This is a genomic window from Mordavella massiliensis, from assembly GCF_016902415.1.
GTDB classification, from domain to species: domain Bacteria; phylum Bacillota; class Clostridia; order Lachnospirales; family Lachnospiraceae; genus Merdimonas; species Merdimonas faecigallinarum.
Genome location: NZ_JACJLV010000093.1, coordinates 1 through 2,127, shown reverse-complemented (window position 1 = coordinate 2,127; position 2,127 = coordinate 1). Strand labels below are relative to the sequence as shown.

The window sequence follows — 2,127 nt, the reverse complement described above, 5'->3', positions numbered from 1 at the left end:
TCATAAATCACACTCCTTTTCCAGCAAGCGTTCCAACTCTTCATTTATGATCTCGGAAACACTATCTATATAATCTGCGTCAATCATATGTGTTTCTTCATCCAATAATGATACAATCGTCCGGTCTTTTCCCCCGACTTTATAAGCAGCTGTTTTTTCATAAGAAAGCCTCAGATTCCGCGGAACTATCGTATCAGTACCAGAACTCGGTTTTTCTTCTACTTTTCTAGAATATAAAAGAATATTTGCCGCCGTGAGAATATAAGGGCTATGCGTCGTCATCATAACTTTGCTTTTAGTAGTATTTACCATAAGAGCTATCAGATTCACTATTTTCCGCTGCGCCTTCGGGAACAGATGAGCCTCCGGTTCCTCAATAATAACAAACGCATTTTTGTTCTCCAGAATAATGATAAAGACCAGAAGCAAAATCCACAAAGCTTCCTGCTGCCCGGAGGAGCCATACATCAATTTAACCCAGTGACGTTCATCAAAATATATTTTTTCCCCGTCTTCTTCACTGGTATAATCCGCTTTTAAAATCTCCCGTATCAAAGAATATGCCTGACCGACAGCCATATTGTTAATCTGACCATTCTCCGTTTTTGTGTAATCTTTGATCATTTCCGGGATTTTCGTCCCAAAACGTTTTCTGGTCGTCTGTATTAATTCCACAAATTCCCGCATTGTCAGATCCATATTCTGAGCCAGAAGATACCTCATATCTTCAGATAAAGTTGCCAGAAGACTTCTACCTGCGGGAATATAAATCACTTCCTCCGCAGACAAAAACATAGACGTCACAGCGTACCGCAACCGCTGCTTTAGCATAGTCGCCATTATGATTTTATCATATATTTCCAAGCCTTCGTTACTGGTACTCTCCGAAGTATTCTGACGGCGATATGTTTCAGCAACTTCGCCAAACAGATCCCGAAGCTGTGCTTCTAATCCGGGAGCAAACTGCAGCATCACATAGCCGTCCCGACTTTTATAAATACGTACATACTGTTCACCAAAAGTAAAATGAATCTGAAAATAAGGCATATGGGTAGTTTTTCCAAAACAATCCATAAATTTCCGCCTCAGATACTTCAAATAATAAGTAAAGTATTCGTTTTCATGATTCTGAGAAAACCGCTCCTCTGTCATAAGATAATCCAACGTATAATCTCTGATTTTATTGCAAAAGTATACTACCTTCCCAATCGTACTCTTTCCAGAAGCCTGTTCTCCTATAAGAATCTGGACATTTTTATCCAAAGCAACTTCTGCATTTTTAATCGGCCCGAAATTTTGAATCTTGACTGTTCCGTTCATAAGTCTCACCCACTTTTCAATACTGCTTACTCATCACAACACTTGTCTGCATTATTAAAAATCCTCTTTTGTGTTATAAAACTTCCTCTTTCAATGCATCAATCAGTTCAAATGGATTAGAGTCATCAATCAGCCACAACTCATTGATAAACATTGGATCTTTCTCTTTCAGGATTTGATATACATCAAAATCATGGTGCTCCAGCCTCATCTTTCTTTCATCCCCTTTGCAAATGCATAAAATTATTGAATTTTCACAATCAAAGGCATCCGGAAACGTATTGACGACACTTCTCATGCTCCTTATATAGAGACATAAAACGAATATCCATACCACCCGGATTTAACTCTGGATATATTGCCATCATATTGAACTCCTGCTGCACAAAATCATCATGTGTTATTCCCAGAAATTAATTGAACTTCCTTCACTGTCTGAGATACTGTAAGTTGACAGCTTTCCATCTCTCGGACGGTTCTGAAAAATATACGACAATCACATTTTCGCTTTCTTTAATACCATTTGTCCCCGGCCACACTTCCATATCTTCGCTAAGCGCCAATGCTTCATTCATTTGTGCTCCATTTGGTGCCAGCAGCTCAAATCCCAGTGTCTGAATAAAATCTCTCATACGATAGTTATTCCCATCGTCCCATTCAAATAAAGATCCGCCTATCGTACCAGATTCTTCTATCGGAATTGGATCCATTTCCTTACAGCCAATAAAAACCACCGGCTTTTTATGATAATCCATACCTTCTCTCTGTATATCATACATCACCTGATTTGCCAGCTCTTTATCATAT

The 2,127-nt window shown here is 38.8% G+C and carries 3 protein-coding genes; all 3 read right to left on the bottom strand.

Annotation, left to right across the window (positions count from 1 at the left end):
* Entirely contained in the window at positions 1–1,320 is a 1,320-nt protein-coding gene (locus H6A13_RS12810; protein ID WP_204909925.1) for an AAA family ATPase, read from the bottom strand.
* A 73-nt stretch (positions 1,321–1,393) separates the two neighbouring features.
* The gene (locus H6A13_RS12805; protein ID WP_204909924.1) at positions 1,394–1,531 is read right to left on the bottom strand and encodes a hypothetical protein; all 138 of its coding nucleotides are present in this window, start codon (positions 1,529–1,531) and stop codon (positions 1,394–1,396) included.
* A 217-nt stretch (positions 1,532–1,748) separates the two neighbouring features.
* Positions 1,749–2,127 (bottom strand): hypothetical protein (locus tag H6A13_RS12800; RefSeq protein WP_338043084.1); only part of this gene is annotated, 379 nt, incomplete at its 5' end.